The following is a 25,566-nucleotide window of genomic DNA, read 5'->3' as shown; positions in this document are numbered from 1 at the left end:
TATTGGTTGACAATGAATTAGGAAATGATATAATCGATAAGCTAAAAAGAAATTGATCTTTGAAAACTGGATAATGTAAGAAAGTAAACACAACAGCAGTGTTTACAAAGGTTGGGTAAAACCAACCAAAAAACAAAGCTTAAGCAAAGAACAAGCGCGTAACTAAATAAAGAAATTTATTTAGAATTATTAGGTTAAGTTAATAAGGGCGCACGGAGGATGCCTAGGCACTAGGAGCCGAAGAAGGACGCAACTAACGGCGAAACGCATCAGGGAGCTGTAAGTAAGCAGATCTGGTGATATCCGAATGGGGAAACCCTATAGGAGTAATATCCTATAACCGCTACCTGAAAAGATAGGGTAGCAGGAGGCATACCCAGGGAACTGAAACATCTAAGTACCTGGAGGAAAAGAAAGAAAAATCGATTTCCTAAGTAGCGGCGAGCGAAAGGGAAAGAGCCCAAACCATGGCAACATGGGGTAATAGGACCACAAAAACAGGATTAATGTAGTATAGACGAATGACGTGGGAAAGTCAACCAAAGAAGGTGAGAGTCCTGTAGTTGAAATACTAGATTAGACTAAGTGGGATCCTGAGTACGGCCGGACACGAGGAATCCGGTCGGAAATCGCGAGGACCATCTCGTAAGGCTAAATACTACCTAGTGACCGATAGTGAACCAGTACCGTGAGGGAAAGGTGAAAAGAACCCCGGGAGGGGAGTGAAATAGAACCTGAAACCGTGTGCCTACAAATAGTCAGAGCCCGTTAAAGGGTGATGGCGTGCCTTTTGTAGAATGAACCGGCGAGTTACGATATAGTGCAAGGTTAAGGGAAGAACCCGGAGCCGAAGCGAAAGCGAGTCTTAATAGGGCGAATAGTATTATGTCGTAGACCCGAAACCGAGTGAGCTAGCCATGTGCAGGGTGAAGGTTGGGTAAAACCAACTGGAGGCCCGAACCGTAGTCTGTTGAAAAAGGCCCGGATGACATGTGGCTAGGGGTGAAATTCCAATCGAACTCGGATATAGCTGGTTCTCCCCGAAATAGCTTTAGGGCTAGCCTCGTTAAAGAGCTTACTGGAGGTAGAGCACTGAATATACGATGGCCTCACCTCGAGGTACTGAATGTAATCAAACTCCGAATGCCAGATAAGTATAAACGGGAGTCAGACTGTGGGTGATAAGGTCCATGGTCAAAAGGGAAACAGCCCAGACCGCCAGTTAAGGTCCCAAAATAAACGTTAAGTGGAAAAGGATGTGGAGACACATAGACAACTAGGATGTTGGCTTAGAAGCAGCCACCATTCAAAGAGTGCGTAATAGCTCACTAGTCGAGTGACTCTGCGCCGAAAATGTACCGGGGCTAAACGTTTTACCGAAACTGCGGATCCAATGGGATGGTAGGGGAGCGTTCTAACAACGGAGAAGCTAGATCGTGAGGACTAGTGGAGATGTTAGAAGTGAGAATGCCGGTGTAAGTAGCGAGAAGATAGGTGAGAATCCTATCCGTCGAAAGCCTAAGGTTTCCAGAGGAAGGCTCGTCCGCTCTGGGTAAGTCGGGACCTAAGGTGAGGCCGAAAGGCGTAGCCGATGGACAACTGGTAGAGATTCCAGTACCACCATAATAACTGATGGAGTGACGGAGAAGGCTAAGGTGAGCCCACGGATGGAAGAGTGGGTCTAAACAGTAAGACAGTATAGAAGGCAAATCCGCTATACGCTAATGTCAAGCTGTGAAAGATAGCAGAATGATGTGAAGCACCTGATGTCAAGCTTCCGAGAAAAACTTCTAGGGTTAATTATTATGGTGCCCGTACCGTAAACCGACACAGGTAGGCGAGGAGAGAATCCTAAGACGCGCGAGAGAACCATCGTTAAGGAACTCGGCAAAATGACCCCGTAACTTAGGGAGAAGGGGTGCTTGTGTAAAAGCAAGCCGCAGTGAAAAGGCCCAAGCGACTGTTTAACAAAAACATAGGTCTCTGCTAAACCGAAAGGTGAAGTATAGGGGCTGACGCCTGCCCGGTGCTGGAAGGTTAAGGGGAAATGTTAGGAAACGAAGCATCGAACTGAAGCCCCAGTAAACGGCGGCCGTAACTATAACGGTCCTAAGGTAGCGAAATTCCTTGTCAGGTAAGTTCTGACCCGCACGAAAGGCGTAACGATTTGGGCACTGTCTCAACGGTGGACTCGGTGAAATCATAGTACCTGTGAAGATGCAGGTTACCCGCGACAGGACGGAAAGACCCCGTGGAGCTTTACTGTAACTTGATATTGAGTTTCGGTGTAACATGTACAGGATAGGTAGGAGACTGTGAATCCAGGACGCTAGTTTTGGAGGAGTCGACGTTGGGATACTACCCTTGTTGCACTGAAATTCTAACCTACATCCATAATCGGGATGGGGGACAGTGTCAGGCTGGCAGTTTGACTGGGGCGGTCGCCTCCTAAAGAGTAACGGAGGCGCCCAAAGGTTCCCTCAGAATGGTTGGAAATCATTTGAAGAGTGCAAAGGCATAAGGGAGCTTGACTGTGAGACATACAGGTCGAACAGGGACGAAAGTCGGGCTTAGTGATCCGGCGGTGCCGAATGGAAGGGCCGTCGCTCAACGGATAAAAGCTACCCCGGGGATAACAGGCTGATCACATCCAAGAGTTCACATCGACGATGTGGTTTGGCACCTCGATGTCGGCTCATCGCATCCTGGGGCTGAAGTCGGTCCCAAGGGTTGGGCTGTTCGCCCATTAAAGCGGTACGCGAGCTGGGTTCAGAACGTCGTGAGACAGTTCGGTCCCTATCCGTCGTGGGCGTAGGAAATTTGAGAGGAGCTGTCCTTAGTACGAGAGGACCGGGATGGACATACCGATGGTGTACCAGTTGTTCCGCCAGGAGCATAGCTGGGTAGCTAAGTATGGAAGGGATAAACGCTGAAAGCATCTAAGCGTGAAGCCCCCCTCAAGATGAGATTTCCCATTCTTTTAAGAAGTAAGAACCCTTGAAGACTACAAGGTTGATAGGTCAGAAGTGTAAGTGTGGTAACACATGTAGCTGACTGATACTAATAGTTCGAGGACTTAACCTAAATAAATACGAATATTATCATACAAGTATGATATAATTACTTACATTATCTAGTTTTGAGAGATCAATCTCAAAGAAAAAAACATAGTCTAGTGGTAATAGCATAGAGGAAACACCTGTTCTCATCCCGAACACAGAAGTTAAGCTCTATAGCGCCGATGATAGTTCACGCGAAAGTAGGTCGCTGCTAGGCTAAAAAGTGCCTCAATAGCTCAGTTGGTTAGAGCACATGACTGTTAATCATGGGGTCCTAGGTTCAAGTCCTAGTTGGGGCGCCACTAAATAACGGCCTGTTGGTGAAGCGGTTTAACACACATGCCTTTCACGCATGCATTCACGGGTTCAAATCCCGTACAGGTCACCATAAAATGGTCTCGTGGTGTAGCGGTTAACATGCCTGCCTGTCACGCAGGAGATCGCGGGTTCAATTCCCGTCGAGACCGCCATTTTATGCGCCCATAGCTCAACTGGATAGAGCGTTTGACTACGGATCAAAAGGTTGTGGGTTCGACTCCTGCTGGGCGCGCCATAAAAATTAAATAAATAAAAATCGGGAAGTAGCTTAGCTTGGTAGAGCGCTTGGTTTGGGACCAAGAGGTCGCAGGTTCGAATCCTGTCTTCCCGACCAGTATTGTCGGCGTCGTATAATGGCTATTATACCTGCTTGCCATGCAGGGGATGAGGGTTCGATTCCCTTCGCCGGCTCCATTTTTAATCTTTTTTGACAATTTAATCAGAAAAGCATATAATAATTAGTGATAATTATGGCGCCATAGCCAAGTGGTAAGGCACGGGACTGCAACTCCCTTATCATCGGTTCAAATCCGATTGGCGCCTCCACTAATATATTTAATTTGCCTGGGTGGCGGAATAGGTAGACGCACAGGACTTAAAATCCTGCGGGAGTTAAATCCCGTACCGGTTCGACCCCGGTCCTAGGCACCACTATATAACTCCAAGTGGAGTTTTTTATTTTGTGGATTTTATCATAAATAGACACTTTTCTAAATTGATAAGAGGGTCTATTATAAACAATTTCATCTTAACAGCTAGATAATTACCTGTTAAGATTCTAAAAACTAGACGACTAAATTGGAAAAAACAAGTGGTAGACTAAGTAATTAAACAGTGATAGAATCTTAAATCCTGATACTGAAACAACAAAGAAAATAAATGAGTAAAGTTGTTGACAGGATAGGATATAAGTGATACAATCTATCTCGCTATTTCAAAAATTTAAATCAATGAAATTGGAAAAAACAAGTGGTTGACTAAATAATAAAACAGTGATAGAATCTTAAATCCCGATGTTAAAACAACATAAAAAATAAATGAATAAAGTTGTTGACAATGAGGGAAACAAGTGATAAAATCTTATATTGTCGTCGGTAAAACGATAAAATAAAATTAAACAAAAAAGTTGACAAAATTGCGCATAAGTGATATGATAATATGGCGTAATTGTGAGTAGATCTTTGAAAACTAAACAGAACGTTGAATAAACGAACAAGTTAAAACCTTTGAGTACAGAATCAAAAAAACCAATGAAATTAATTATATTAATTAATAAATTATTTGGAGAGTTTGATCCTGGCTCAGGACGAACGCTGGCGGCATGCCTAATACATGCAAGTCGAACGAACACTTTTAGTGTTAGTGGCGAACGGGTGAGTAACACGTAAGTAACCAACCTATGAGACGAGGATAACTACTGGAAACGGTAGCTAATACTGGATAGGATATAGGATCAATGATCTTATATTTAAAGATGCCTTAAAGCATCACTGATAGATGGGCTTGCGGCGCATTAGCTAGTTGGTAGGGTAAAGGCCTACCAAGGCGACGATGCGTAGCCGACCTGAGAGGGTGAACGGCCACACTGGGACTGAGACACGCCCAGACTCCTACGGGAGGCAGCAGTAGGGAATCTTCGGCAATGGACGAAAGTCTGACCGAGCAATGCCGCGTGAGTGAAGAAGGTCTTCGGATTGTAAAGCTCTGTTATTAGGGAAGAAAGAACTTAGCAGGAAATGGCTAAGAAGTGACGGTACCTAATGAGAAAGCCACGGCTAACTACGTGCCAGCAGCCGCGGTAATACGTAGGTGGCGAGCGTTGTCCGGAATTATTGGGCGTAAAGCGTGCGTAGGCGGTCTATTAAGTCTGATTTGAAAGCCCATGGCTTAACCATGGAGGGTGATTGGAAACTGGTAGACTTGAGTACAGGAGAGGAAGGTGGAATTCCACGTGTAGCGGTGAAATGCGTAGATATGTGGAGGAACACCGGTGGCGAAGGCGGCCTTCTGGCCTGTGTCTGACGCTGAGGCACGAAAGCGTGGGTAGCAAACAGGATTAGATACCCTGGTAGTCCACGCCGTAAACGATGAGTACTAAGTGTCGGGGGAGACCTCGGTGCTGAAGTTAACGCATTAAGTACTCCGCCTGGGAAGTACGGTCGCAAGACTGAAACTCAAAGGAATTGACGGGGACCCGCACAAGCGGTGGAGCATGTGGTTTAATTCGACGCAACGCGAAGAACCTTACCAGGCCTTGACATCCCAATGACCGGTATAGAGATATACCTTTCCTTTTGGACATTGGAGACAGGTGGTGCATGGTTGTCGTCAGCTCGTGTCGTGAGATGTTGGGTTAAGTCCCGCAACGAGCGCAACCCTTGTTGTTAGTTGCTAACATTAAGTTGAGGACTCTAACGAGACTGCCAGTGACAAACTGGAGGAAGGTGGGGATGACGTCAAATCATCATGCCCCTTATGGCCTGGGCTACACACGTGCTACAATGGTTAGAACAAAGAGAAGCGAAGCGGAGACGTGAAGCAAACCTCAAAAAACTAATCTCAGTTCAGATTGTAGTCTGCAACTCGACTACATGAAGTCGGAATCGCTAGTAATCGCGAATCAGCATGTCGCGGTGAATACGTTCCCGGGTCTTGTACACACCGCCCGTCACACCATGAGAGTTTGTAACACCCGAAGCCGGTGGCCTAACCTATTTATAGGAGGGAGCCGTCTAAGGTGGGACAGATGATTGGGGTGAAGTCGTAACAAGGTATCCCTACGGGAACGTGGGGATGGATCACCTCCTTTCTAAGGAGAAAGAATAAAAAGAAAAAGCACACAAAGGTTTAACTTGAATCAAAAGTTCTGTTTAGTTTTGAGAGATGAAACTCTCAAAAGAAGCCCTAATAGGATGGGCTGTAGCTCAGATGGTTAGAGCGCACGCCTGATAAGCGTGAGGTCGATAGTTCGATTCTATTCAGGCCCACCATAAAAAAGCGTGTAGATAAAAAAAGTGGGGCCTTAGCTTAGCTGGGAGAGCGCCTGCCTTGCACGCAGGAGGTCAGGGGTTCGAATCCCCTAGGCTCCACCAAAGACTTTTTTAATAAAATGTCAAAGACATTTCCTAAATTCCAATATGGAAAAATTTATTGGTTGACAATGAATTAGGAAATGATATAATCGATAAGCTAAAAAGAAATTGATCTTTGAAAACTGGATAATGTAAGAAAGTAAACACAACAGCAGTGTTTACAAAGGTTGGGTAAAACCAACCAAAAAACAAAGCTTAAGCAAAGAACAAGCGCGTAACTAAATAAAGAAATTTATTTAGAATTATTAGGTTAAGTTAATAAGGGCGCACGGAGGATGCCTAGGCACTAGGAGCCGAAGAAGGACGCAACTAACGGCGAAACGCATCAGGGAGCTGTAAGTAAGCAGATCTGGTGATATCCGAATGGGGAAACCCTATAGGAGTAATATCCTATAACCGCTACCTGAAAAGATAGGGTAGCAGGAGGCATACCCAGGGAACTGAAACATCTAAGTACCTGGAGGAAAAGAAAGAAAAATCGATTTCCTAAGTAGCGGCGAGCGAAAGGGAAAGAGCCCAAACCATGGCAACATGGGGTAATAGGACCACAAAAACAGGATTAATGTAGTATAGACGAATGACGTGGGAAAGTCAACCAAAGAAGGTGAGAGTCCTGTAGTTGAAATACTAGATTAGACTAAGTGGGATCCTGAGTACGGCCGGACACGAGGAATCCGGTCGGAAATCGCGAGGACCATCTCGTAAGGCTAAATACTACCTAGTGACCGATAGTGAACCAGTACCGTGAGGGAAAGGTGAAAAGAACCCCGGGAGGGGAGTGAAATAGAACCTGAAACCGTGTGCCTACAAATAGTCAGAGCCCGTTAAAGGGTGATGGCGTGCCTTTTGTAGAATGAACCGGCGAGTTACGATATAGTGCAAGGTTAAGGGAAGAACCCGGAGCCGAAGCGAAAGCGAGTCTTAATAGGGCGAATAGTATTATGTCGTAGACCCGAAACCGAGTGAGCTAGCCATGTGCAGGGTGAAGGTTGGGTAAAACCAACTGGAGCCCGAACCGTAGTCTGTTGAAAAAGGCCCGGATGACATGTGGCTAGGGGTGAAATTCCAATCGAACTCGGATATAGCTGGTTCTCCCCGAAATAGCTTTAGGGCTAGCCTCGTTAAAGAGCTTACTGGAGGTAGAGCACTGAATATACGATGGCCTCACCTCGAGGTACTGAATGTAATCAAACTCCGAATGCCAGATAAGTATAAACGGGAGTCAGACTGTGGGTGATAAGGTCCATGGTCAAAAGGGAAACAGCCCAGACCGCCAGTTAAGGTCCCAAAATAAACGTTAAGTGGAAAAGGATGTGGAGACACATAGACAACTAGGATGTTGGCTTAGAAGCAGCCACCATTCAAAGAGTGCGTAATAGCTCACTAGTCGAGTGACTCTGCGCCGAAAATGTACCGGGGCTAAACGTTTTACCGAAACTGCGGATCCAATGGGATGGTAGGGGAGCGTTCTAACAACGGAGAAGCTAGATCGTGAGGACTAGTGGAGATGTTAGAAGTGAGAATGCCGGTGTAAGTAGCGAGAAGATAGGTGAGAATCCTATCCGTCGAAAGCCTAAGGTTTCCAGAGGAAGGCTCGTCCGCTCTGGGTAAGTCGGGACCTAAGGTGAGGCCGAAAGGCGTAGCCGATGGACAACTGGTAGAGATTCCAGTACCACCATAATAACTGATGGAGTGACGGAGAAGGCTAAGGTGAGCCCACGGATGGAAGAGTGGGTCTAAACAGTAAGACAGTATAGAAGGCAAATCCGCTATACGCTAATGTCAAGCTGTGAAAGATAGCAGAATGATGTGAAGCACCTGATGTCAAGCTTCCGAGAAAAACTTCTAGGGTTAATTATTATGGTGCCCGTACCGTAAACCGACACAGGTAGGCGAGGAGAGAATCCTAAGACGCGCGAGAGAACCATCGTTAAGGAACTCGGCAAAATGACCCCGTAACTTAGGGAGAAGGGGTGCTTGTGTAAAAGCAAGCCGCAGTGAAAAGGCCCAAGCGACTGTTTAACAAAAACATAGGTCTCTGCTAAACCGAAAGGTGAAGTATAGGGGCTGACGCCTGCCCGGTGCTGGAAGGTTAAGGGGAAATGTTAGGAAACGAAGCATCGAACTGAAGCCCCAGTAAACGGCGGCCGTAACTATAACGGTCCTAAGGTAGCGAAATTCCTTGTCAGGTAAGTTCTGACCCGCACGAAAGGCGTAACGATTTGGGCACTGTCTCAACGGTGGACTCGGTGAAATCATAGTACCTGTGAAGATGCAGGTTACCCGCGACAGGACGGAAAGACCCCGTGGAGCTTTACTGTAACTTGATATTGAGTTTCGGTGTAACATGTACAGGATAGGTAGGAGACTGTGAATCCAGGACGCTAGTTTTGGAGGAGTCGACGTTGGGATACTACCCTTGTTGCACTGAAATTCTAACCTACATCCATAATCGGGATGGGGGACAGTGTCAGGCTGGCAGTTTGACTGGGGCGGTCGCCTCCTAAAGAGTAACGGAGGCGCCCAAAGGTTCCCTCAGAATGGTTGGAAATCATTTGAAGAGTGCAAAGGCATAAGGGAGCTTGACTGTGAGACATACAGGTCGAACAGGGACGAAAGTCGGGCTTAGTGATCCGGCGGTGCCGAATGGAAGGGCCGTCGCTCAACGGATAAAAGCTACCCCGGGGATAACAGGCTGATCACATCCAAGAGTTCACATCGACGATGTGGTTTGGCACCTCGATGTCGGCTCATCGCATCCTGGGGCTGAAGTCGGTCCCAAGGGTTGGGCTGTTCGCCCATTAAAGCGGTACGCGAGCTGGGTTCAGAACGTCGTGAGACAGTTCGGTCCCTATCCGTCGTGGGCGTAGGAAATTTGAGAGGAGCTGTCCTTAGTACGAGAGGACCGGGATGGACATACCGATGGTGTACCAGTTGTTCCGCCAGGAGCATAGCTGGGTAGCTAAGTATGGAAGGGATAAACGCTGAAAGCATCTAAGCGTGAAGCCCCCTCAAGATGAGATTTCCCATTCTTTTAAGAAGTAAGAACCCTTGAAGACTACAAGGTTGATAGGTCAGAAGTGTAAGTGTGGTAACACATGTAGCTGACTGATACTAATAGTTCGAGGACTTAACCTAAATAAATACGAATATTATCATACAAGTATGATATAATTACTTACATTATCTAGTTTTGAGAGATCAATCTCAAAGAAAAAAACATAGTCTAGTGGTAATAGCATAGAGGAAACACCTGTTCTCATCCCGAACACAGAAGTTAAGCTCTATAGCGCCGATGATAGTTCACGCGAAAGTAGGTCGCTGCTAGGCTAAAAAGTGCCTCAATAGCTCAGTTGGTTAGAGCACATGACTGTTAATCATGGGGTCCTAGGTTCAAGTCCTAGTTGGGGCGCCACTAAATAACGGCCTGTTGGTGAAGCGGTTTAACACACATGCCTTTCACGCATGCATTCACGGGTTCAAATCCCGTACAGGTCACCATAAAATGGTCTCGTGGTGTAGCGGTTAACATGCCTGCCTGTCACGCAGGAGATCGCGGGTTCAATTCCCGTCGAGACCGCCATTTTATGCGCCCATAGCTCAACTGGATAGAGCGTTTGACTACGGATCAAAAGGTTGTGGGTTCGACTCCTGCTGGGCGCGCCATAAAAATTAAATAAATAAAAATCGGGAAGTAGCTTAGCTTGGTAGAGCGCTTGGTTTGGGACCAAGAGGTCGCAGGTTCGAATCCTGTCTTCCCGACCAGTATTTTGCGAGCGTAGTTTAATGGTAGAACCTCAGCCTTCCAAGCTGACTGTGAGGGTTCGATTCCCTTCGCTCGCTCCAATTTTATATGCCTGGGTGGCGGAATAGGTAGACGCACAGGACTTAAAATCCTGCGGGAGTTAAATCCCGTACCGGTTCGACCCCGGTCCTAGGCACCATTAGATAACTCCAAGAGGAGTTTTTTTTGTTTTTTGGACTATATAGGTTTTATTATAAAAATAAATTTGAAAGTATATAATTTTGAACAAACTGATTAATATGATCTCATCAGTTATACAATATGTATTCCTTAATGAATCATATGCATTATTTCAATCCCTTAGATTAGGAACAGACGGATTTAAAACGCTTGAATCAAAGCATCTAATTGGTTGTTCTCTGGATATCTCGATAAACTTTAGACATTGTTATTTATAAATTTGATTTTCTGTGCTAGGTCTTGGATCTAGCCTTTTTTAATTTTTCCTAGATGTTTGTATATTCTCCTATATTTAATTATTCGTCTATAAATGGTTATGTAAGAAATAAACCTGATATAAGTATAAAAAATTTACAAAATGTTGAAAATTATGGTAACATAATTTATAATTAATACAAAAGTGAAATTGTTCCTAATGTACCTATATTTAAATTAGTAATTGTTGGAATTGTAGGTTTAGTTTTGCTTGCTAATGCGACACAGAAGGTTTTCAAACTAAACAGAGAAGAGGTGATGGGTGTATATTCTCTTCTAGTAGCTGGTGACAACAATTAAGAGTTTAATGGATTAAATATGATAAAGGCTCGTTTAGATCAATCAGCAACAGGTGTAACATCATTTAATTTTGGTGGAATGATGGTAGGTTCCGGCTTTTTGAAGTTGAAAACACTATAAATCCAATTATTAGAGGAATAAGTAAATTTCCATCTACTTTTGTTCCGAATAAAATTATTGGTGATACATTATTAAGTTATTAAATGGAGGGTTAAGATAATGAAATTTAAAGAAGATGTTATTGAAAGTTTGTCAGCTTTATTATTTGGATCAATAGGTATTATATCTATCACAGCTTTTTTCGTTATATTAAGCTTAATAATTACTCAATGTTGTAATGTTATCAAAAATAATTAAACTTGATATTAATTACAAGTCTCGGGTGTAGAATGTTCCGTTTATCATATAATCTACATCACAAAAAAGAAAATAATATATAATTTAAATAATAAGTAAATTTATGTATTTTTGAACAGAACCATTCAAGGCATGAAATTGATTTAATAATTTATTTAAGGTGAGTAAATGAGTAAAGAAAAAGTAGTTTTTAATAATGAAGAAATTGAAGAAATAGATGCTTATTCTGAGTATATAGAAGAATTCAATATGAAAGTAGATGGTAATGAAGTAATTTGTTTTAAAGTTTTATCTGATTTGTTGCATAATAGAATTAACTATGAAGATATAGGTAGAAATACGTTAATAAAAACATATATGCAAATTAAAGTGAGTAAATCTGTATTTTCTCAGTATGCGTGGTTTAATAGTAGTAGTATTCAGCAAATAATTCCAAAAATAAATAAATATATAAAAGAATTAATTGATAAACTTAAAGAATAAGTATTGTAATTACAAGCTATTAATATTAGCCTGCAGGAGGGGTTCCTTGAAATAAAATTATAATTATCCAGTTACTGCTTATAAAAGATACATGAGATGTTGACTTGGAAGAACATTTGATATTTTAGATACTGACACTGATATTAATATATTAGTTTGATAACTGCGGTGTTATAATACTGAATTATTAGCAAATAAAACTGAAAGTCTGTGTTTTAATTGGTATGGTGATAAACCATTATACGATATGGATAAACTTCAATCTTTCGGCTTTTACCTACTTTTATTTTTAATAAATATATAAACTATAAAATATATTTGGATATTGAAAGTGAAAAAGAAGTGGAAGAAGCTAACTTAGAATATATAGGCTATATAGAGAATCTTCAACTTCCAAAGTAGGTTGATTTAGACTTAAAAGATCAACTAAGAAAAAGCTATGACGACGTAACAGGAACTCGAACAATGGTAGATTTAAGTTTACTAGAAATAAAAGGCTTTATAATTAAAGTAGACAGTCACCAAATAGTTGAAGTTCCTAGTGATAAAATAATATCGTTTGAATAATTATTTTGTAAGAAAGGATAACTAATCATGTTAAGAAAAACTTTTCTTCCGATAGTATATTTTTTTTTGGTGTCTTAATTCATTTTATTGAAAGCTTAACTATTTCATTTATTACAAAAAATCTTGAAATTTCAACTAAGTTAATAAATATATTTAATAGGTATTTGTTTATTATTGTTGCTATTATTTTGTTATTATTTGAAGCAAGATCAATTTATTTAAAAACTGAAGGTAAAGTCAATAAAATAATTTATTCATTTGTAACACTATTTTTAATTACTATTATAGCAATTTATTGGATCAACACAACTACTTGGAAATAAGTATATAGTTGCTAATGAAATACAGAAGGTTTTAAAACAAAACAGAGAAGAGGTGATAGAGTCATGATTGGAAATGCAATCTTGGAAGGATTAGTTTATTCAGTAGTTTTAGGAGCGATTGTAACCATATCTCAGTTGTTCAATGCCAGGTTATGGATTAATGACTATCCTAAGGCAATACAGAATATTGTACCCAAAAGAACCAAAAAGGAGATAATAGAAAAGTTGTCAATTGGGATACCATTTCTATTGATTATGTTTGGATATCCAATATATTCTACAATTGTATTAAAAGAAACGATGAGTACCGATTATACTTTCATGGCAGGTTTCTTGAATACTTTTATTATTTGTAGTGCATTTAATGTTTTTGATTTAGTGGTGTTGGATTGGTTTATATTTTGCTACATCAATCCCAAATACCTTATATTGGAAGGAACAGAAGGGTTAAAAGAGTATAAGGATTACGGATTTCATCTTAGAGCTGCATTCAAAGGATTTATGTTTACTGTCATTATTAGTGGGATAACTGCTGTGTTAACGATTATTTAGGTAATGCAACTATAAAAGGTGTACCAATTTGCTAATGACGACACAAATAAAGGCATGTTTTGATACAATATTAATTAAATATATTATAGAGCCTTTAAATAGGGCTCTTTTTGTCTATAGGTGTCATAAAATAGTTTGAAAAACTAGATTACTATCATACCTTGTTGATATGGATAGAAACATTATGGTAAAATATACCTATAAATTACTATGGTTTTAATAAAAGAATTTGTGGTATAGGTACTAGAATTTATAATAAAGGGTGATGTATAGTGAATGAAAATTATAATGTTGGTGTAAGTAAGGTTAAATATACACCGATATTCTTTTTAGTAACTCTTCTAACAGTATTTATGATATTAAATATTGATAATTTACTTAATGAAGATGAGAGTGTTATATTAATATTTTCTTTAGGAATCTTGGTGTTAATACAACCTATCCTTACAGTTTTCTTTTATAAGTATATTTTAAAAAGTGAACCAATATTAGTTATTACTAATGTAGAAATAATAATTAATGGTATATTTAATAAAAAAGTTCGATACTTATTAAAAGATATTGAGAGTGTATATATAAATAAAATGTTTCATAATAAAATGGTTTATATTAGTTATATAAAAGATGGAAAAAATAAAAGAGGAACACTTCCTGGAATGCTTAATGTAAAACCTAAAGATCTAGTTGAAGAAATTAAAAGAAGAAGAGAAGTATATTTAAGTGATACTACATTACATAACGAATTTAGTAACTATGATGAGATAGTGAAAAGTAATCTAAGAAAAGATAAAGATGTATACTTTAGGGTTATGGTATACCTATTTCTTGTATTCTGGGTTATTGATTGTATAGTAAGTATTATTAAGGACCCTAGTGATGTTCTTATTTCACTAGGATATTTAATTTTTAATTCGATTAGTATTGCTTTGGTCACAGAATTAGTTATAAGAAAAGTGAAAATCAAACCTTTTTTAAAGGGGATAATATTAACTTTATCTATATTAATAACATGGTTTGTTGCGTTGATTATATATTCAGTTTTTCTATATTTTAATCAATAAATTAAGCTTATTGTAGTATGTATTAACATAGATTGGATTCAAATAATCACTTGTTAAGAATAAGATTTAGGTAGTTTATTTAATAAAGATTTAAAGATGATGATTATACAGTATTTTTTGAAAATGTGTTTGATTTAATACCGACTAATAAATTAACAAAGGGTAATCTAGTTTCAGAAAAAATTATGAAAAAACATAAAGTGAAGGAATAGAGGATACTATAAAATATGTTGATTTAGATGGACATCATAGAGCAAGAGCAGCAATACTATTAGGCATAAATCAAGTTCCTGAAAAGAGTGTAAAAGATTTATTTAACTGGGGGAGGATAAAATGGCAATATGGCAATATGTCTTTTATATAATTCCTAAAGACAAATTTGATAAATATGATAATTTAAATATAACTAATATAATAGATAATATTACTTGGGAAGGATATGAGATAAATGAAAATTCTATTAAAACCCTATCAAATATATTAAAACCAAGTAAAAGCTGGAGTGAGGATATTAAGCAATTAGGTGAAATAGATAAAACATGTATTGAATTCATATATGAAAATGATGTTTTAGAAAATATTGAGTTTAGATTAGATTTGAGGGATATAACGAAAGATATAATTAATTTAATCTTGGAGTTTATACGAGATAATAATGCTTTAATTGTATGTGATAATAAAATCATAAATCCAGAATATAAAGATATTACTGAAAATATCAGGTTATCAAAAACATTTAGTTTTATAAAAAATCCACTACATTATTTAAAAATGATTAAATAACTTAACAAGAAGATCAAAGACAGCCAAAAAAGTCTAGATAAAAAGACATCAAATAAATTTCATAAAAGAATTACCAGGTAGGATTGGTACATATAACCCCTCATCATGTAGTACAAGATGCAGTCAGTAATACTACTCAAAGTTAAGGAGTAAATAATGAATGTATTAGAAATGATCCTTTTTTTCTTATTTATATCAAGAGGAGACGTTAAAATTAAATCTAAAGAAATCAATAAAATAAATATAATAATTATTAATTTTTACTTTGTATTTTGCTTTATAAATAGCCAGTTAATGATGTACTTGTTTTTTAGTACCCTCTTGTTGCTGAGTGCTATCCTATTTAATATAAGGGATATAAAAAAAATATTGAGTATTAATTTATTGATTGAATTAATCTATTGGTTTCTATCTTTACTTATGGTATTGATATTTGAAGAATGGTCAATATTATTAACATAAATTAAAATAAAGAAGCAATAAATGCAGAGAGCACACTGAAAAAAGTAGTCAATCATGTTACGATTGACTATAATGATGCCAATATAATGAATTCTTCCTATAAAAAGTTTATACTTGGTTAAAAAAACAAATTTTGGTATATTGTAAGATTTCGGTTCTATAATATATGGTATGGGTTGTAAAACTCACACCATTTTTTGATATAGAAAACCCACCAAAGGGGTACACTATTACGCAAAATACTTTATTTTTGCGTAATATTAGCAACACGACAGTTTAAACACATCTTGTTTGTGAAAACATTATAACCATATTTGGTAGCAACTTAGGTAAGACAACCTCTAAATTGTATCAACTTGGTATTGTTAATACATCTCAATCATACCGAGTTCATTCGCTAAAAAACGCTTAAACAGCTAAGAATAGCCGTTATGAGAATTGAACTCTTTGTATATATTGATAAAAATATGACTTTTTAGAGGTCTTTTTTCTCTTGGAATATAAAAAAATACGCTAGAAGATTATGCTGCACTGCTACGAAAATGCTGGACACATTCCCCCTCCCTTTCTAATAATTATGTAGTATAATAACACAAAGGAGTTGATTCCAATAGTTTCTATGGCAGCAAGATCAAGATTACTGATTTCAACTGAATCAGTTGGTTTTGTATATACACCAGTTAAATTTAGAAGGAATGGCTATGGTAGTATAGTTACAGCTGAAGTTACTAAAAAGGTTTTAGCAGATGGTAAATTAGCTACGCTTTATACAGACTTATCAAACCCAACTTCAAATAGTATCTATATGAAAATAGGGTATAAACCTTATTGTGATTCTGTGATGTTAAATAAATAGGTTCAAATGAATCTATTTTTTTTTGTTTTCATTAGTTACACCGGGGCGTATCTCAAGTTAGAAAAAACCTATCTAAACATAAAAAGATTAAGAAACTGAGTACACACTAGAAGTTTGAAAATAAGAAAAATACACACTCCTAGCATGAAAAAATAGCAAAGTCGGTACGTCACAAGCGAAAAACCGTACAAAGTCGGTACGGACAAGACAGCGGAGTAGAGGTGAGTTGAACTTAAGTTTTGATACTAAAAAAAAGTATTAATTGTGTCTTTAATTATATATGGTTAATACCAGTAATTAGTTATATGTTTAATCAACAAAAAAGATGGTTAAATAATCACAAAACCATCTTTTTTAATATATTATATTTAATAACTTTATTTAATTTTTCTTTTTTTTGGTTCGGGTACAGGGTCGAAACCACCTTTTCCAAATGGATTACATCTTAATATGCGGTAGATGGTTAGTAAAGATGCATAAAAAACATTATGTTTTTCATAGGCTTCTATCGCATAATTAGAGCATGTTGGAATATGACGACAATTACTTCCAAGTGCTTTTGAGATATATTTTTGATAAAATCGAATTAGATTTATAAACATTTTTTTAATCATAATATCACCAACACTTAATTATATCATAACTAGACCATTATAACAATTTCCATTATTTATCATATAATAAGGTATCTAAAAAGCAAGGTGTGATTTTATGTGTGGGTTTATAGGGATAAAATCAAATGATATTAATCGAGAGAAAGCCTATCAAGTTCTACAAAAAATAAGTCATAGAGGACCTGATGAAGAAGGGGTCTTTTTTGATGAAACGATATATATAGGACATAAACGATTAGTTGTCGTAGATAAGGAGTTTGGAAAACAACCGTATACTTTTAATCAACTCGTAATGATTTATAATGGAGAATTGTATAATACTTCTGAATTAAGAGAAGATTTAAAACAAAAAGGATATTTATTTAATGGACATTCTGATACAGAAATCCTAATAAAACTATTTTATGAATATAGGGAAGAGTGTGTAAAAAAACTTAATGGTATTTTTTCATTCATGATATATGATACACAAACAAAAGAAATTTACTGCTTCCGTGATCGTGTTGGTGTAAAACCATTCTACTATTATTATGAAAATAGTGAATTTATGGCATCATCAGAAATAAAAACAATTTTAAACTATTTTGATATTAATAAGATTAGTGTAAATGGATTACAAGAAATTCTTGGACTTGGACCCTCTCATTCACCAGGAAATGGGATTTATCAAAATATTAAAGAATTAAGACCAGGTCATTATCTCATCTTAAAAAAGAATCAATTAAAAATCCATCAATATTGGCAGGTTAAATCTTTAGTACACCATGAGGATTTTAAAACTACGGTAGAGAAAGTACGTTTTTTACTTGAAGATAGTATTAAAAGACAACTTGTTTCTGATGTTCCATTATGTACTTATTTGTCTGGAGGACTTGATTCAACTGCGATAACATTAATTGGTCAAAAATATAAACCAGATTTAGAGTCTTACAGTATTGATTATATTAATAATCAAAAATATTTTAATGCCAATAATTTCCAAGTGGCTGAGGATAATGATTTTATTAATTTTGTTGTCGACCATTTTAATATTAACCATCATCGTTGTGTAATTAGTAATGAAGAATTAATTGAGACACTTAAAAACGCAGTAATTTTACGTGATATGCCTGGTATGGCAGATATTGATTCCTCTTTATATTGGTTTAGTACGAAAATTAAACCTCAATTTACAGTCGCATTATCTGGTGAATGCGCTGATGAGATATTCGGTGGATATCCTTGGTTTTATCGTACCTTTAAAGATGGCTGTTTTCCGTGGCTTTCTAATTTAGATGAACGAAATAATTTATTAAATGATAACTATCAAAAGAAACTTGAATTAAGAGAATATGTGGATAACCATTATAAAAAAGCATTGCGTGAAGTCCCTTTAAATGGGGATGAAACACTTGAAGAAATAAAGCATAAAAGACTGAGTTACTTAAATATGCTTTATTTTATGACAACTCTTTTGGATAGAAAAGACAGAATGACTATGGGTGCTAGTTTAGAAGTTCGAGTGCCGTTTGCCGATCATCGTTTAATTGAATATCTATATAATGTACCTTGGGAGATGAAATTTTACCAGAATAAAGAAAAAGGTTTATTAAAAGAAGCGGTAAAAGATATTGTTCCTTACGAAATTGTCTATCGTAAAAAAAATCCTTATCCAAAAACACATCATCCAAAATATGAAAAATTAGTAAAATCATTATTTAGAAATTGTTTAAATAATAAAAATTCTGTTTTATTTGAACTATTTAATAAAAAAGCTTTATATAATTTATTAGAAAATGACAAGTCTTTTGAATCACCATGGTTTGGACAATTAATGACAAAACCACAATTAATTGCTTATTTATATCAATTTGATTATTGGTTTAATGAATATAATTTAAATATAATCTAAATATAATATGTGAAGGAAAAATAAATAATTGATTTATTTTTTCTATCACATATTTTTTGGTGATACCTATGATTCTAAATTACATATTTTTATTTATTTCATTATATATATTAATATTATATTTTCCTTGGTATATCACATTTTATACAGAGGGTAAAGTAAAATGTTACTTAATTATGTTTGGGTTTATACGTGTACCAATTAGTTTACAGCGTTTTATTCATACTGCAACAACACGTAAAACACAAGAAGAAAAAGATGTCAATATAATGGAAATATTTGAAAATTATAAAAAAATGTTGAGTATTAGACCAATTTATCATGATTTACTGGAAAGATCAACAATAAAACATCTATATTGGTATTCAGCAGTTCCAATGGAAAATCCTTTACTAGGCCTTTCTCTTTTGCCAATTTATACCACAATGCAGCAAGTATTTATTGATTATATAAATGAACATTTCAAAAAAGTTAGTGATATCGATGTTGAAACAAAATTTAATTATATTGATAATGACGTTTTTATTTATTTTGATTGCATAATAAAAACCAATCTAGCAAAAATTATAAGTGTTAGTGTTAAATACATTACAAAAATACCACTAGTATTAAAACGTACACAATAATATAAGAGGTGATTAATTTGGAACATCCAATTCATAGTTTTATGAAAATATCAATGGAAAATATAAAAGATATGGTTGATGTTGATACGATTGTTGGTCAACCAGTGAATACGAAAGAAGGAACAACAATCATTCCCATATCAAAAGTTAAATTTGGATTTGCATCAGGAGGAACGGAACAAAAAGTAGAAAAAGCACAAGAAAATCAACAACCACCATTTGGTGGTGGAAGTGGTGGAACGGTATCAATCACACCAATTGCATTTTTAGTTGTTAATCAAGATGAGGAAATTAAAGTTTTATCACTTGAAAATCAAACGCACATTTATGAAAAATTAATTGATTTTGTTCCAGAATTATTAGCGAAAGTTAAATTAGTGAGTCCAAAAATGATGAATGGATTTGGGAAAAATAATCAAAAAGAATAAGCTGAATATATTAATTCAGCTTTTTTATTTGTTAAAATAATGACAAATCCATCTTAATAGTGTAAAATTATACTTTGGAATGGTGATAATATGTTAAATACAATTCATAATAAGGTTGAGAAGTTTTATGATTTCTTAGACGAAGCGGGAACTTTTATATTTGAAAGTAGTAAAAATAATTATTTAGATAGCCTTTTATATGCGATTGATTATGTTTTATCTGATGAATCTGTTAATCAGTTAGAAGAATCGGTTATTAAAGGGTTAGATCAAATCCTACTTAAAATTGAAAATGAATCTTTTAATAAAGAAGAAATTCGCAAAGCTTTTCAGTTATCTTTATTAAAAGCCTTTAAACATCTAAAACTAAATATGAGTGAGATAACACCTGATTCTGTCGGAATGTTATTTGCATATCTTACTGATTTATTCTTTGAGAAGAAAGATGATATTGATGTTTTAGATGCAACTGTTGGAAGTGGGAATTTATTATTTTCAATGACAAACAATAGTAATAAAACGTTTAATAATTTATATGGGATTGATGTCAATCCTACTTATTTGAAACTAGCATTACGTTTAGCGAATTTAATGGAATATGAAGTGGAATTTTTTAACCAAAATAATTTAGATAAGATGTTAGTTTCACCTGTGGATCTTATCATTAGTGACCTACCTACCGATGAAGAAAAAGAGATAGGTTCATTTAATTTAGTTACCGCTAAAAATAATATTACTTATAAACCTTATTTAATACTTGAAAATTTAATGAAATATGGTAAAGAAGGTAGTTACTATTTTTACTTAATCCCAAATGATTTTTTTGTTCATCCTAAAAACGATGTGATTAAAGCGATTATTTTAAAAGAAAGTTGTATTCAAGGGATTATTGAATTACCTGTAGATATGTTTAAAGAAGCTAAATATCAGAAAAGTATTTTAATTTTAAGAAAAAGAGGAAATCAAGTTACGGTTAATCAAGAAATATTAATGCTTAGATTTCCAAGCTTTAAAGATAAAGATAAAGTAAAAAACGCTATTGATCAAATAAATCAATGGTTTAGAAAAATACATAATAAATAATTGGAGGAAGAATATGAAAATATTAGCAGTCAATGCAGGAAGTTCATCTCTAAAATTTCAATTATTAGAGATGCCTAACGAACTTGTCATTACATCAGGTTTAATTGAAAGAATAGGTTTTGAAGATTCGATTTTTACGATAAAGTTTAATGGAGAGAAAAAGAAATTTATAAAACCAATTAAGAATCATGCAGTAGCAGTACAAATTGTTTTAGATGCATTAATTGATATGAAAATTGTTAAAAATTATGAAGAAATTATGGGAGTTGGACATCGTGTTGTTCATGGTGGTGAAAAATTCGCTGATTCTGTATTAATTACTGATGAAGTGTTAGATGAAATTGAACAGTTAAAAGATTTAGCTCCTTTACATAATCCTGCAAATGCAACTGGTATTAAAGCCTTCCGTGAAATATTACCAAATGTAAAACAAGTTGTTGTTTTTGATACAGCATTTCATCAATCAATGCCAGAAGAATCTTATTTATACCCAACACCTTATTCATGGTATGAAAAACACAGAATTAGACGTTATGGTTTTCATGGGACAAGTCATAAATACGTTTCTGAAAGAGCAATTGAATTATTAGGAAAAGGTGCAAAAGATACGAAGATTATTACCGTACATATTGGAAATGGTGGTTCTATTACTGCTGTCAAAGATGGTAAATCAATTGATACATCAATGGGATTCACACCACTTGCTGGAATTATGATGGGAACACGTTCTGGTGATATTGATCCATCCATTCTTCCATTTGTGATGGAAAAAGAAAATTTGACAATTGATGAAGTGATGACTGCATTAAATCGTGAATCTGGATTGAAGGGTATCTCTTCAATTTCATCTGATATGCGTGATATTATAGAAGGAATTAAAAATGGTGATGAAAAATGTGTTCGTACCATGAATTTATTCGCTAAACGCGTTTGTGATTTTATCGGTTCATATTATGTACTTTTAGGTGGTTGTGATGCAATCGTATTTACTGCTGGTATTGGTGAAAATAGTGAACCAGCGCGTAAAGCTATTATGAATCGTTTAACTTCTTTAGGAATTACTTTAGATGAAGAAGCAAATCAAGTAATGGGCGAAGAACGATTAATATCGACTAAAGATTCTAAAATTAAAGTTTACGCTATTCCAACTAATGAAGAAGTAGTGATTGCACGAGATACATTAAGATTAATTAAGTAATAATAAATAATAATCACATAGAGCAATCTATGTGATTTTGTTTCTAATACAAAATAAACTTAGTTATTTTTTCATTAATAGATTGATTTAACGTTTGTAATCTTATATTTATTTAGTATAATATGATTAATAATGTTTATTTATATAAAGAGGTGAAACCATGTATACACAATTATATAGTAAAACAGTCTATTCTTTACTAAAAAGTTGTTTAAAGATTGAAGCATATGTAGAAAAAGCGAAACAACAAAACATGCAAGCATTAGCAATAACTGATGAAAATAATGTTTACGGATTAATTAAGTTTTATAAAGCTTGTCAAAAACAAGGGATTAAACCAATATTAGGAACGACTGTCTTTTTACAATCTAATACACCTCTTATTTTATTAGCTAAAAATAATAATGGTTATAAAAATCTTTTAAGTATCATAACAGAAGTTCAATTAAATAATTCACTGATATCTTTAGAAAAATTAGATTTATACCATTTAGATATTATTTGCATTATACCAACACAAAATAATACCTTTAGTCGATTTATAAAACCATTAAAAGAAATATTTGAAAATGATGTATTTTTATCTCTTTTTCCTGAAATTAATGAAACAATCAAAGAGATAAATCAAAAAGTAATTGAAATAGGAAATCAATTAAATGTAGAAAATGTTAGTTTAAATGAAGTAAAATATTGTCATCCAGAGGATGCACTTACTTTAAGATATCTTGAGGCAATTGATAAAGGGTATAATTTAAGTAAAAATACAATAGACCTTTTTTCATCGAATCAATATTTCTTAGAAGTAAAAAAATATCAAGCCTATTTTAAAAATTATCAAAAAGCGATTGATAATACGAATTTAATCGCAGATAGGTGTCATGTAAAACTTGATTTTGATTCATTTCATATGCCTAAGTATAAGACGCCTAATGAGGTAAGTAGTAATGAATATTTAAAAGCTTTATGTAAAATAGGACTTGAAAAACGACTAAACACAAAAGAATTTCCATCTGTTTATTATGAAAGATTAAAATATGAATTAACGATTATTAAAAAAATGAATTTTAGTGATTATTTTTTGATTGTTTATGACTTTGTTAAGTACGCTAAAAAGAACCAGATTTATGTTGGTCCTGGTCGAGGGTCTTCAGCTGGGAGTTTAGTGTCTTTTGTATTAGGAATTACTAACGTTGACCCAATTACTCATCAATTACTATTTGAACGATTTTTAAATCCTGAAAGAGTCACAATGCCTGATATCGATTTAGATTTTCAAGATGATAGGCGAGATGAAGTTATTAAATATGTTCAAAATAAATATGGTAAGCATCATGTTGCTCACATTATTAGTTTCGGAACTTTCGCAGCAAGAAGTGCGATTCGTGAAGTTGCTAAAGTAATGGGAATAAAGGATAGTAGAATAAATGAAATCATTTCCTATATTGATTCAAAATTAACAATTGATCAAAATATTAATAATAATGAAGAATTTAAAAAATTAATTAATGAATATAAAGAAATTGCGAAATTAATTGATATCGCTAAGAAAATCGAGTCGATTCCAAGAAATACCACAACACATGCAGCAGGTATTATTATATGTGAAGAAGACCTTAGACAATTAACTGGTTTACAACCTAGTTTAGATGAGGTTTTACAAACACAATTTGAAGCAAAAGATTTAGAGAGTTTAGGACTCCTTAAAATGGATTTTTTAGGAATAAGAAATTTGACTGCGATAAATGAAATTTTGGAATTGATTGAAAAGACACATCATATAAAAATTGATATTAATCATATTCCCTTTGATGACCCTAAAACCTATCGCTTAATTGCAAGGGGTGAAACAACCGGGTTATTTCAACTAGAATCAAGTGGAATGCGTAGTGTTTTACGAGATATAAAAGCGAGTCAATTTGAGGATATTGTTGCTGTAAATGCTTTGTTTAGACCAGGTCCAATGGATAATATTCCACTTTATATCGCAAGAAAAAATAAAAAACAAAAAGTGGAATATTTACATGAAGACTTAATCCCTATTTTAGAAAGTACCTATGGTATTATTGTTTATCAAGAGCAAATCATGAAAATTGCCCAGAAAATAGCAGGGTATAGTTTAGCTAGTGCTGATTTATTGCGTAGAGCGATTAGTAAAAAGCAAAAGGATGTTCTACAAAAGGAACGTGTAAAGTTTGTAGATAGTGCGATGAAAAATGGATATAATCAATTAACCAGTGAAACTTTGTACGACTACATTGTTAAATTTGGTGACTATGGATTTAATCGAAGTCATTCTGTCGCTTATGCTTTAATTTCTTACCAAATGGCTTACTTAAAAGCTAATTATTTGATCCCTTTTATGGTGGTCATGTTATCAAGTATTTTAGGTAGTGAAACGCAAACTGGTCGCTACATTAGGGATTGTAAACGCTATGGGATTAAAATATTACCTATTTCAATTAATAATAGTTATAATAATTATAGTATCGAAAACAATAATAGTATACGAATGGCTTTTTTGATCATTAAAGGAATTGGACAAAATAGTGGTGAAGCGATTATAAATGAACGTGAAAAAGGTATTTTTAAAAATTATATTGATTTTGTTTTTCGATGCCATGTGTTTTTGAAACAGAATATTTTTGAAGCTTTAGTTTATTCCGGAGCTTTAGATGAATTCAAATTATCAAAAAAAGCAATGATAAATAATTACCGAAAAATCATTGATTTATGTCGTTTTAATCAGAGTGGTTATTTTACCGACAAAATAGAAATCAATACTGATTTAGATGAATATCCTATTAATCAATTAATGAAGAAAGAGAAAGAATATCTAGGATTCTATTTAAGTACTCATCCTATTAGAAAATATATTGAAAAAGATAATCAAAGTAGTATTATCCCTAGTAAAACATTAAAATATTTAAACAAGAGCATAGAGTTAGTTGGATTTGTTGAAAATATTAGGAAAACCATTACAAAAAACAATGAAGAAATGGCGACTTTAATAATTTCAGATGATATTACAAGTGTTAATGGCGTTGTATTTCCTAAAATATATCAATTGATTAAAGATAAATTAATCAAAGATCAGTTGGTGAAGATTCGTTGTAAAGTTCAAGAAAGAAATCAAAAAATTCAACTGGTTATATTCGATATTGAAATAATTAATAATGAAACTTAATTTATAAAATAGTAAATCGCTTTCATTATCATTTTCGTTGTTTATTTTCTTTAATTATGGTAAATTAGTATAGACAAGTCATATATGAA

The 25,566-nt window shown here is 34.9% G+C and carries 13 protein-coding genes, 17 tRNA genes and 5 rRNA genes; 34 read left to right on the top strand and 1 reads right to left on the bottom strand.

Annotated elements, in window-relative coordinates; all coding sequences use genetic code 11:
- Positions 1-192 precede the first annotated feature (192 nt).
- From KHQ81_10355 to KHQ81_10220, 28 genes are all read left to right on the top strand, one after another.
- Positions 193-3,084 (top strand): 23S ribosomal RNA (locus tag KHQ81_10355).
- Positions 3,085-3,171: 87 nt separating this feature from the next.
- A 5S ribosomal RNA gene (gene rrf, locus KHQ81_10350) occupies positions 3,172-3,276 on the top strand.
- An 8-nt stretch (positions 3,277-3,284) separates the two neighbouring features.
- Positions 3,285-3,361, top strand: a tRNA-Asn gene (locus KHQ81_10345).
- A gap of 9 nt (positions 3,362-3,370) precedes the next feature.
- Positions 3,371-3,447, top strand: a tRNA-Glu gene (locus KHQ81_10340).
- Between the two features lie 6 nt (positions 3,448-3,453).
- Positions 3,454-3,529 (top strand) — tRNA-Asp (locus KHQ81_10335).
- 6 nt (positions 3,530-3,535) lie between these two features.
- Positions 3,536-3,612: transfer RNA gene (locus tag KHQ81_10330), tRNA-Arg, on the top strand.
- Between the two features lie 22 nt (positions 3,613-3,634).
- Positions 3,635-3,711, top strand: a tRNA-Pro gene (locus tag KHQ81_10325).
- A 5-nt stretch (positions 3,712-3,716) separates the two neighbouring features.
- Positions 3,717-3,791 (top strand) — tRNA-Gly (locus KHQ81_10320).
- A 58-nt stretch (positions 3,792-3,849) separates the two neighbouring features.
- A tRNA-Cys gene (locus KHQ81_10315) sits at positions 3,850-3,923 on the top strand.
- A gap of 16 nt (positions 3,924-3,939) precedes the next feature.
- Positions 3,940-4,028: transfer RNA gene (locus tag KHQ81_10310), tRNA-Leu, on the top strand.
- Positions 4,029-4,655: 627 nt separating this feature from the next.
- A 16S ribosomal RNA gene (locus KHQ81_10305) occupies positions 4,656-6,186 on the top strand.
- A 105-nt stretch (positions 6,187-6,291) separates the two neighbouring features.
- Positions 6,292-6,367: transfer RNA gene (locus KHQ81_10300), tRNA-Ile, on the top strand.
- 26 nt (positions 6,368-6,393) lie between these two features.
- Positions 6,394-6,469 (top strand) — tRNA-Ala (locus tag KHQ81_10295).
- A 248-nt stretch (positions 6,470-6,717) separates the two neighbouring features.
- Positions 6,718-9,607, top strand: a 23S ribosomal RNA gene (locus KHQ81_10290).
- An 87-nt stretch (positions 9,608-9,694) separates the two neighbouring features.
- Positions 9,695-9,799, top strand: a 5S ribosomal RNA gene (rrf, locus tag KHQ81_10285).
- Together the 16S, 23S and 5S rRNA genes with 17 tRNA genes alongside form the textbook arrangement of a ribosomal RNA operon.
- Before the next feature lie 8 nt (positions 9,800-9,807).
- Positions 9,808-9,884 (top strand) — tRNA-Asn (locus KHQ81_10280).
- Positions 9,885-9,893: 9 nt separating this feature from the next.
- Positions 9,894-9,970, top strand: a tRNA-Glu gene (locus KHQ81_10275).
- A gap of 6 nt (positions 9,971-9,976) precedes the next feature.
- Positions 9,977-10,052 (top strand) — tRNA-Asp (locus KHQ81_10270).
- A gap of 6 nt (positions 10,053-10,058) precedes the next feature.
- Positions 10,059-10,135, top strand: a tRNA-Arg gene (locus KHQ81_10265).
- A 22-nt stretch (positions 10,136-10,157) separates the two neighbouring features.
- Positions 10,158-10,234, top strand: a tRNA-Pro gene (locus tag KHQ81_10260).
- Between the two features lie 7 nt (positions 10,235-10,241).
- Positions 10,242-10,315: transfer RNA gene (locus KHQ81_10255), tRNA-Gly, on the top strand.
- Positions 10,316-10,324: 9 nt separating this feature from the next.
- A tRNA-Leu gene (locus tag KHQ81_10250) sits at positions 10,325-10,413 on the top strand.
- Between the two features lie 815 nt (positions 10,414-11,228).
- Positions 11,229-11,366 (top strand): hypothetical protein, encoded by a 138-nt coding sequence (locus KHQ81_10245; protein QVK17262.1) that lies wholly within the window; start codon positions 11,229-11,231, stop codon positions 11,364-11,366.
- Positions 11,367-11,534: 168 nt separating this feature from the next.
- Positions 11,535-11,849, top strand: a complete 315-nt coding sequence (locus KHQ81_10240; GenBank protein ID QVK17261.1) for a hypothetical protein — start codon at positions 11,535-11,537, stop codon at positions 11,847-11,849.
- 953 nt (positions 11,850-12,802) lie between these two features.
- Positions 12,803-13,291, top strand: coding sequence for a nitroreductase (locus KHQ81_10235; GenBank protein ID QVK17260.1), 489 nt, complete (start codon positions 12,803-12,805; stop codon positions 13,289-13,291).
- Between the two features lie 272 nt (positions 13,292-13,563).
- The gene (locus KHQ81_10230) at positions 13,564-14,352 is read left to right on the top strand and encodes a hypothetical protein (GenBank protein ID QVK17259.1); all 789 of its coding nucleotides are present in this window, start codon (positions 13,564-13,566) and stop codon (positions 14,350-14,352) included.
- A gap of 333 nt (positions 14,353-14,685) precedes the next feature.
- Positions 14,686-15,135, top strand: coding sequence for a hypothetical protein (locus tag KHQ81_10225; protein ID QVK17258.1), 450 nt, complete (start codon positions 14,686-14,688; stop codon positions 15,133-15,135).
- Positions 15,136-16,216: 1,081 nt separating this feature from the next.
- Positions 16,217-16,453, top strand: a complete 237-nt coding sequence (locus KHQ81_10220) for a hypothetical protein (protein QVK17257.1) — start codon at positions 16,217-16,219, stop codon at positions 16,451-16,453.
- A gap of 377 nt (positions 16,454-16,830) precedes the next feature.
- Here KHQ81_10220 and yidD read toward each other — a convergent pair whose 3' ends face one another.
- A complete protein-coding gene (gene yidD / locus KHQ81_10215; protein ID QVK19618.1) occupies positions 16,831-17,055 on the bottom strand; it encodes a membrane protein insertion efficiency factor YidD in 225 nt (74 codons plus the stop codon).
- Between the two features lie 109 nt (positions 17,056-17,164).
- On the opposite strand from yidD, the gene asnB reads away from it, so the two are divergent.
- From asnB to dnaE, 6 genes are all read left to right on the top strand, one after another.
- Positions 17,165-18,958, top strand: a complete 1,794-nt coding sequence (gene asnB / locus KHQ81_10210; GenBank protein QVK17256.1) for an asparagine synthase (glutamine-hydrolyzing) — start codon at positions 17,165-17,167, stop codon at positions 18,956-18,958.
- Positions 18,959-19,026: 68 nt separating this feature from the next.
- Positions 19,027-19,584: a hypothetical protein gene (locus KHQ81_10205; protein QVK17255.1), complete on the top strand. Its 558-nt coding sequence runs from the start codon at positions 19,027-19,029 to the stop codon at positions 19,582-19,584.
- Between the two features lie 17 nt (positions 19,585-19,601).
- A complete protein-coding gene (gene ytfJ / locus KHQ81_10200) occupies positions 19,602-20,012 on the top strand; it encodes a GerW family sporulation protein (GenBank protein QVK17254.1) in 411 nt (136 codons plus the stop codon).
- A 90-nt stretch (positions 20,013-20,102) separates the two neighbouring features.
- A complete protein-coding gene (locus KHQ81_10195) occupies positions 20,103-21,095 on the top strand; it encodes a class I SAM-dependent methyltransferase (protein ID QVK17253.1) in 993 nt (330 codons plus the stop codon).
- A 13-nt stretch (positions 21,096-21,108) separates the two neighbouring features.
- Positions 21,109-22,293, top strand: coding sequence for an acetate kinase (locus KHQ81_10190; protein ID QVK17252.1), 1,185 nt, complete (start codon positions 21,109-21,111; stop codon positions 22,291-22,293).
- Positions 22,294-22,453: 160 nt separating this feature from the next.
- The gene (gene dnaE, locus KHQ81_10185; GenBank protein QVK17251.1) at positions 22,454-25,477 is read left to right on the top strand and encodes a DNA polymerase III subunit alpha; all 3,024 of its coding nucleotides are present in this window, start codon (positions 22,454-22,456) and stop codon (positions 25,475-25,477) included.
- Positions 25,478-25,566: the final 89 nt, after the last annotated feature.

This window comes from Mycoplasmatota bacterium (genome assembly GCA_018394295.1).
GTDB lineage: Bacteria > Bacillota_I > Bacilli_A > Haloplasmatales > Haloplasmataceae > JAENYC01.
The sequence above is the reverse complement of the archived record's forward strand: the minus strand, read 5'-3'. Positions and strand labels throughout refer to the sequence as shown.

What these genes read in the sequence shown, in the direction of transcription:
- KHQ81_10225 (QVK17258.1), top strand. Translation starts at nt 14,686, where the DNA reads ATGGCAATATGGCAATATGTCTTTTATATAATTCCTAAAGACAAATTT.
- dnaE (QVK17251.1), top strand. Translation starts at nt 22,454, where the DNA reads ATGTATACACAATTATATAGTAAAACAGTCTATTCTTTACTAAAAAGT.
- KHQ81_10220 (QVK17257.1), top strand. Translation starts at nt 16,217, where the DNA reads ATGGCAGCAAGATCAAGATTACTGATTTCAACTGAATCAGTTGGTTTT.
- KHQ81_10205 (QVK17255.1), top strand. Translation starts at nt 19,027, where the DNA reads ATGATTCTAAATTACATATTTTTATTTATTTCATTATATATATTAATA.
- asnB (QVK17256.1), top strand. Translation starts at nt 17,165, where the DNA reads ATGTGTGGGTTTATAGGGATAAAATCAAATGATATTAATCGAGAGAAA.
- KHQ81_10245 (QVK17262.1), top strand. Translation starts at nt 11,229, where the DNA reads ATGAAATTTAAAGAAGATGTTATTGAAAGTTTGTCAGCTTTATTATTT.
- yidD (QVK19618.1), bottom strand. Translation starts at nt 17,055, where the DNA reads ATGTTTATAAATCTAATTCGATTTTATCAAAAATATATCTCAAAAGCA.
- KHQ81_10190 (QVK17252.1), top strand. Translation starts at nt 21,109, where the DNA reads ATGAAAATATTAGCAGTCAATGCAGGAAGTTCATCTCTAAAATTTCAA.
- KHQ81_10235 (QVK17260.1), top strand. Translation starts at nt 12,803, where the DNA reads ATGATTGGAAATGCAATCTTGGAAGGATTAGTTTATTCAGTAGTTTTA.
- KHQ81_10195 (QVK17253.1), top strand. Translation starts at nt 20,103, where the DNA reads ATGTTAAATACAATTCATAATAAGGTTGAGAAGTTTTATGATTTCTTA.
- KHQ81_10240 (QVK17261.1), top strand. Translation starts at nt 11,535, where the DNA reads ATGAGTAAAGAAAAAGTAGTTTTTAATAATGAAGAAATTGAAGAAATA.